Origin of the sequence: Pseudomonas sp. 313 (genome assembly GCF_000316965.1) — a bacterium.
Taxonomy (GTDB): Bacteria; Pseudomonadota; Gammaproteobacteria; order Pseudomonadales; family Pseudomonadaceae; genus Chryseomonas; species Chryseomonas benzopyrenica.
In genome coordinates, this window is the sequence record NZ_ANBZ01000045.1 from 46,448 (window position 1) to 53,568 (window position 7,121).

Consider the following 7,121-nt stretch of genomic DNA (forward strand, 5'->3'; position numbering starts at 1 on the left):
TACCAGGCGATCCTGTTAGGAGTCTCTTGATGATCTCTGTGTTGGGCATGCTGTTGCTGGTGGCCATCGCCATCCTCTTCTCCCGCCAACGGCGCGCCATTCGCGTGCGTACCGTGCTCGCGGCCTTTCTGTTGCAGGCGGGGCTCGGCCTGTTCGTCCTCTACATTCCCTGGGGCCAGCAGGTGCTTGGCAGCGTCTCCGGCGCCGTCTCGTCGCTGCAGCTCTATGCCGACAAGGGCATCGAGTTCCTCTTCGGCGGCCTCGCCGGACCCAGGATGTTCGAGTACTTCGGTAACGGCGGCTTCGTCTTCGCCGTGCGGGTGCTGCCCCTGATCGTCTTCTTCGGCAGCCTGATCGCGGTGCTCTACTACCTGGGCATCATGGGCTGGATCATCCGCCTGGTGGGTGGAGCGCTGCATGCCCTGCTCGGTACCAGCCGGGTGGAGTCCACCACCGTTACCGCCACCCTGTTCCTCGGCCAGTCGGAAATGCCGCTGGTGGTGCGGCCCTTCATCGCCGAGCTCACCCGCTCGGAGCTGTTCGCCATCATGGTCGGCGGTTTCGCCGCGGTGGCCGGCTCGGTGCTGCTGGGCTACGCCGGCATGGGCGTGGAGCTCAAGTACCTGATCGCCGCCAGCTTCATGGCCGCGCCGGGTGGACTGCTGATGGCCAAGCTGATGGAGCCGGAGACCGAGCAGCCTCGCGACCAGGCCATGAAGACCCTGGGGGAGGGCGAGGAGCGCCCGGCCAATGTCATAGATGCAGCCGCCGAAGGCGCTCAGGTCGGTTTGCGCGTGGCCCTGGCGGTCGGTGCCATGCTGCTGGCCTTCATCGCCCTGATCGCCTTGCTCAACGGCATCCTCGGCTGGTGCGGCGCCTGGTTCGGCCTGCCGCAGCTGAGCATGCAGCTGGTACTCGGCTATCTGCTGGCGCCGGTCGCCTTCCTGATCGGCGTGCCCTGGAGCGAGGCGGTGCAGGCCGGCGGCTTCATCGGCCAGAAGCTGGTGCTCAACGAATTCGTCGCCTATGCCGACCTCTCGACCTACCTGGATCCGCTCAAGGCGGCGGCAGCGGGGGTGCAACCCCTGTCGGCGCACACCCAGGTCATCGTCACCTTCGCCCTCTGTGGCTTCGCCAACCTGTCCTCCATCGCCATCCAGCTCGGCGGCCTGGGCGGCATCGCCCCCCAGCGGCGTCACGAACTGGCCCAGTTGGGCCTGCGCGCCATGCTCGGTGGCACCCTGGCCAACCTGATGAGCGCGGCCCTGGCCGGCTTCTTCGTCAGTCTCTAAGCCCCGCTGGCCCGGTCGCACGACCGGGCTAGACTCAGCTCGCTCCTTTCGTTTTCCGAGGTACTCCCGATGTCCGCTGTCCCTGCTGCAACCCTCGAACACCTGCTGGCCGAAGCCGTCACCGCCTCCCAGCGCGCCTATTGCCCGCATTCCGACTTCCCCGTGGGCGCCGCCCTGCTGACCGCCGAAGGTGCGGTCGTCCATGGCTGCAACGTGGAAAACATCTCCTATGGCCTGACCAACTGCGCCGAGCGCAGCGCCCTGTTCGCTGCCGTCAGCCAGGGCCTGCCGCCGCGCAGCTTCACGGCCATGGCCATCCATGCACCGGGTGTGCCCCTGATCAGCCCCTGCGGCGCCTGCCGCCAGGTGCTGCTGGAATTGATGGCGCCCGACGCGACCATCGTCTGCAGCGGCAGTGAGCCCGGCCGCACCCGGATCTGGACCCTGGCCGAGCTGCTGCCCGGCGCCTTCGACGACTTCTAAGGAGTCCGCCCATGTGGCTCGCCCAGGAAGTGATCCGCCAGAAGCGCGATGGCCTGGAGCTGTCCGCTACGGATATCCGGCGTCTGGTCGGCGGCATCGCCGATGACAGCCTCAGCGAAGGCCAGATCGCCGCCTTCGCCATGGCTACCCTGTTGCGCGGCATGACCGCTGCCGAGCGCACCGCCCTGACCCTGGCCATGCGCGACAGCGGCCAGGTGCTGCACTGGGACCTGCCGGGGCCGGTGGTGGACAAGCATTCCACCGGCGGCGTGGGCGATCTCACCAGCCTGGTGCTAGCGCCGCTGCTCGCCGCCTGTGGCTGCCATGTGCCGATGATCTCCGGGCGCGGCCTGGGCCATACCGGCGGCACCCTGGACAAGCTGGAGAGCATCCCCGGCTATCGCATCCGCCCTGGCCTCGCGCGCTTTCGTCAGGTGGTGGCCGAGGTGGGTTGCGCCATCGTCGGCCCGGACGCCGATCTGGCCCCGGCCGATCGCCGCCTCTATGCCATCCGCGACGTCACCGCCACGGTGGAATCGGTGGACCTGATCACCGCCTCCATCCTGGCCAAGAAACTGGCCGCCGGCCTGGACGTGCTGGTCATGGACGTCAAGACCGGCGGCGGCGCCTTCATGGCCGGGAGGGAAGCGGCCCTGCGTCTGGCCGATAGCCTGGTCGAGGTCGCCGAGGCCGCGGGGGTGCGTACCCGCTCCCTGATCACTGACATGAGTCAGCCCCTGGCGCGCAGCGCCGGCAATGCCTTGGAAGTGGAGGAGGCCATCGCCCTGCTGGCCGGCGAGGTGCGCAGCGAACGACTCTGGCAGGTGATTCAGGCGCTGGCCGAGGAGACGCTGCAACTGGCCGGACTGGCAAGGGATGCCGCCACCGCCGAGCGCCTGGTGCTGGAGGCCTGGCAGAGCGGCGCCGCCCTGGCGCGTTTCGCCGCGATGAACCTGGCCCTGGGCGGCCCGTCCGACTTGACCGAGCGGCCCTGGCAGCATCTGCCCCGGGCTCAAGAGGTACGCGCCGTCCATCCGGCACGCCCGGGCTGGGTGCAGCAGGTCGATACCCGCGCCCTTGGCTTGCTGGTCGTCGAGCTGGGTGGCGGGCGGCAACGTCCGGAAGATGAAGTGGATCCCGCGGTGGGCCTGGCCGGCCTGGCGCTGCCAGGTGAGCGGGTGGACGAGAATCGGCCCCTGAGCCTGATTCATGCCCGTGACGCTGACAGTGCAGCGCGAGCTGCCCGGCAGTTGCAGGCGGCCTATGTCCTGGGGGAAGAGCGACCGGCTGATCCGGTGCCGGCCTTGCTGGATCGGCGCTAGCGCCAGATTTCAGGCAAAAAAAAGACCCGGCAGAGCCGGGTCCAAAACCGTGATTAGCCTGATGAGGAGATAACCCGAAAGACCACTGCTGGACTTTCTGTTATCGACCGATCTCGCGACCGGCTGAGTTGAATAATAACAATTCTCATTCCATCGTCAAGCGTATTCGAGAATATTTCTTAATTACTGGCGATTGGTCGCTCCGAGACGCTGCGCAGGCGGGTCACTTCTTTGTTCAGCGTGTCGATATGGCGCGCCATGTTCTCGATCAGGCTGTGGGCAATGCGCGGGGTGGTCTCCATCAGCGAGACGAACTGATCCTGGGGAATCACCAGCACGGTGCAGACCGTCTTGGCGATCACGCTGGCGGTGCGCGGCGTATGGGTGAAGACCGCCAGGGCACCGACGATCTCGTCCTGGCAGACCTCGCCGACCTTGCAGCCGTCCACCCAGGCCTCGGCATGTCCTTCGGTGATGACGAAGACATGTTCGGCCGAATCGCCCTGGCGGATGATGACCTCGCCGGCGGCATAGCGCCGGAAGCCAGTGGCCGGCTGGGTGACCGGCGGCTTGAGGCGGATCAGCGCCTGGGCCAGCAGCGATTGCTGGCCCAGCAGGTACCTCAGCAGGGCATCGCGCTGAACCGGGGTGGCGGTCGCCGCCGTGAGAAAGGTCTCGCGGTCATAGGGCAGCACCAGGACGTCGGCCTCGCTCTCGTAATTGAGGATCGGCAGATCCAGGGTGCGCCCGAGGCCGATCAGGTCGCCTTCGCCGAGCTGGAACAGCGCCCGCTGATCCAGGACCACCCGCAACGGGCCACGCTGGATCAGATAGACCTCGTCGTTGCGCATCCAGTCCTGCAGCAGGGCAGCGGGAGTCAGCTGCAGCGGCTGCCGACTCGGCGCCACACCACTGACCAATTGCGCCGGAATGGCCTGCAGCGCCTGACGCAATTGATCGACATAGGGAGGCTGATCGCCGATGAGGTACATGGTGCCAATTCCTTCTTGTTACGCAGAGGTTGTGACGTGGGTCGCACGATAAGCCGCTCGTCGGCGACCGTAAATCCACAACTCCACGGGCTGTGACGGAACGCTTGTTCTGCCCCCCAGGAGGTCGTGGTCAGGCCTGGGCGCGACCCAGTCGGCGCAGCAGGCGAGCCGGCAAGGCCTCCAGTTGCCCGGCGCGTCCCAGCTCCACCACCAGCGCGCGATCCTGCTCGGCTGGTTCGAGCGGATCCTGGGCCTGGCGCTGGGCCGCCACCACCGCGAGGGTGGCTTCGGAAGGATCGGTCCCCTCGGCCTGGCGCTCCTGCAGCCAGCGGGCGATGAGTTCATCGTCCGCCTGGCAGTCGATGATCAGCAGGGGCGCGGCCTGGGCCTCGGCGAGTGCCTGGGCCGCGGCGCGCTGGCCCTGCTTGAGGTAGGTGGCGTCGAGCACCAGCGGATAGCCGGCCGCCAGTACCTGGGCGCCGATCTCGTGCAGCCGCGCATAGGTGGCTTCGCCGGCCGCCGCGCTGTAGCGGGTGGCCTTGTCGCTGTCGGCATAGAGACGCTGGCGCTCGACATCGGATCTCAGGCGAATGGCGCCAAGCGCCTCCACCAGGGCCAGGGCCACGGTGCTCTTGCCGATGCCCGAGACGCCGTGCATCACCGCCGCGAAGGGCTGGGGCACCTGGGTGTAGCCCTCGGCCAGCGCGGTGTAGCTGCGATAGCTGGCCAGGATCTCGGCACGCAGTGCCGGCTCCTCGGCCTGGCCCAGGCGGAAGAGGGCGATCTTGGCGCGCACCATGGCGCGGTAGGCCTTATAGAAGTCGAGCAGGGCGAGGCCGCTGTAGTCGCCGGTCGCCTCGAAGTAGGCGTTGACGAATCTGTTGCTCAGCGTCTTGAGTCCGCGGTCTTCCAGGTCCATGGCCAGGAAGCCGGCATCGCCCATGGTGTCGGTCAGGCGGAAGGGCTCGTTGAACTCGATGCAGTCGAACAGCACCACCTCGCCATCGAGCAGGGTGGCGTTGGCCAGGTGGATGTCGCCGTGGCATTCGCGGATGAAGCCGTCCCGGCAGCGGGCCTCGAACAGCGGCAGCAGGCGCGCGTAGCTGGCTTCGGCCCAGGCTTCGAGCTGGTCGAGCTGGTCGAGATCGGCCGCCTCGTTGAGCATGGCGCGGATCTGCTCGAAATTCTGCCGTACCGGCGCCATGGCGGCGTCCGGGGTGCACAGCGGATGCGTGGTCGCCACCTGGGGCGCCGACAGGTGGAAGCGGGCGATCTGAGCGGCCAGGGCGTCGATGTGCGCCTGGGTCAGTTCGCCGCGCTGCTGCACCTCGCTGAGCAACTGGCTCTGCGGGAATTCGCGCATGCGCAGGGCGTATTCGATGACCGGACCGCTGCCGCCCAGTTCGGGGGCGCCTTCGCTGCCGGTGATGGCCACCACGTCCTGATAGAGGTCGCGGGTCAGACGCTGATTGAGTCGCAGCTCCTCGCGGCAGAAGTGGCCGCGGGCCTCTAGGTCAGTGAAGTCGAGGAAGCCGAAATTCACCGGCTTCTTGATCTTGTAGGCGACCTCGCCGGTCAGCACGACCCAGGAAATATGGGTTTCGATGACCCGGAACGCCGAGGTGGGATGGGGATAGAGCGCCGGGTTCTGCAGGGCGGAAATCAGGAGCTGGCTCACGGGCGGTCCTTGTAGGGAATGGATGGCGGCATTATCGCTGCCAGGGCTGCCTGCGCAAGCCGCGACACCGGGAAGGGGCGTCCTTGAACCCCAGCTGACGAAGCGCTGGCGCGCCGCTGTCGGCCACCGGGCAAGTGCGTATAATGCGCCGCCATGAAGCGACCCCGATCCTCTCGTTCCCGCAAGCGCAAGACCTTTGACTGGCGCCGCCTGTCCGGCTGGGCAGTCAAGCTTGGTCTGGTCGCGCTGGTAGCCCTGGCTGGCGTATGCATCTATCTGGATGCCGTGGTCCAGGAAAAATTCTCCGGCAAGCGCTGGACCATTCCGGCCAAGGTCTATGCCCGGCCGCTGGAGTTGTTCAACGGCGTCAAGCTCAGCCGTGACGACTTCCTCACCGAACTCGATGCCCTCGGCTATCGCCGCGAAAAGACCGTGGATGGCCCCGGCAGCGTCTCCGTGGGTGCCTCCACGGTCGAGCTGAATACCCGCGGCTTCCAGTTCTACGAAGGCGTCGAGCCGGCCCGGGCGATCCGCGTGCGTTTCGCCGGCGGCACCGTCTCCGGCATCAGCGCCCTGGATGGCAGCAATCTCGCCGTGGCTCGTCTCGAACCGCTGATGATCGGTGGCATCTATCCGGCGCACAACGAGGATCGCATCCTCATCAAGCTCGACCAGGCGCCACCGCATCTGGTCGATGGCCTGGTGGCTGTCGAGGACCGCGAGTTCTGGCATCACCATGGCGTCTCGCCCAAATCCATCGCCCGGGCGGTCTGGGTCAATGCCACCAGCGGCCAGGTGCGCCAGGGCGGCAGTACCCTGACCCAGCAGCTGGTCAAGAACTTCTACCTCACCAACGAGCGCAGCATCACCCGCAAGGGCACCGAAGCCCTGATGGCGCTGCTCCTGGAACTGCACTACAGCAAGCAGGAGATCCTCGAGGCCTATCTCAACGAGGTGTTCCTCGGTCAGGACGGCTCGCGGGCCATCCACGGTTTCGGCCTGGCGGCCCAGTACTTCTTCGGTCAGCCCTTCAGCGAACTGAAACTGCATCAGGTCGCCCTGCTGGTCGGCCTGGTGAAGGGCCCGTCCTACTACAACCCGCGCCGCTACCCCGAGCGCGCCATGACCCGCCGCAACCTGGTACTCGACCTCATGGCCGAGCAGGGCGTCGTCAGCGCCACCGAGGCCGAGGCCGCCAAGGCCCGCCCGCTGGGTATCACCAAGGCCGGCAGCCTGACCAACAGCTCTTTCCCGGCCTTCGTCGACCTGGTCAAGCGCCAGCTCAAGCAGGACTACCGCGACGAAGACCTCACCGAGGAAGGGCTGCGCATCTTCACCAGCTTCGATCCGATCC

6 protein-coding genes are annotated in these 7,121 nt (G+C 67.0%); 4 read left to right on the top strand and 2 right to left on the bottom strand.

Annotated elements, in window-relative coordinates:
• Positions 1-29: 29 nt before the first annotated feature.
• The 3 genes from C722_RS0110105 (at position 30) to deoA (ending at position 3,097) form a co-directional block, all read left to right on the top strand.
• A complete protein-coding gene (locus tag C722_RS0110105) occupies positions 30-1,292 on the top strand; it encodes a NupC/NupG family nucleoside CNT transporter (protein ID WP_017640389.1) in 1,263 nt (420 codons plus the stop codon).
• Between the two features lie 69 nt (positions 1,293-1,361).
• A complete protein-coding gene (locus C722_RS0110110) occupies positions 1,362-1,775 on the top strand; it encodes a cytidine deaminase (protein WP_017640390.1) in 414 nt (137 codons plus the stop codon).
• Between the two features lie 11 nt (positions 1,776-1,786).
• Positions 1,787-3,097 carry a thymidine phosphorylase gene (gene deoA, locus C722_RS0110115; RefSeq protein ID WP_017640391.1) on the top strand — a complete coding sequence of 437 codons (1,311 nt, stop codon included), beginning with the start codon at positions 1,787-1,789 and terminating at the stop codon, positions 3,095-3,097.
• A gap of 179 nt (positions 3,098-3,276) precedes the next feature.
• Here the strand turns inward: deoA and C722_RS0110120 are convergent, their stop codons facing one another.
• Complete coding sequence (locus tag C722_RS0110120) at positions 3,277-4,089, bottom strand: cyclic nucleotide-binding domain-containing protein (protein ID WP_017640392.1); 813 nt, start codon at positions 4,087-4,089, stop codon at positions 3,277-3,279.
• 130 nt (positions 4,090-4,219) lie between these two features.
• Entirely contained in the window at positions 4,220-5,767 is a 1,548-nt protein-coding gene (locus C722_RS0110125; protein WP_017640393.1) for a bifunctional aminoglycoside phosphotransferase/ATP-binding protein, read from the bottom strand.
• 153 nt (positions 5,768-5,920) lie between these two features.
• Here C722_RS0110125 and C722_RS0110130 point away from each other — a divergent pair.
• Positions 5,921-7,121, top strand: a 1,201-nt coding sequence (locus C722_RS0110130) for a transglycosylase domain-containing protein (RefSeq protein WP_017640394.1), incomplete at its 3' end; no start/stop codon positions are given.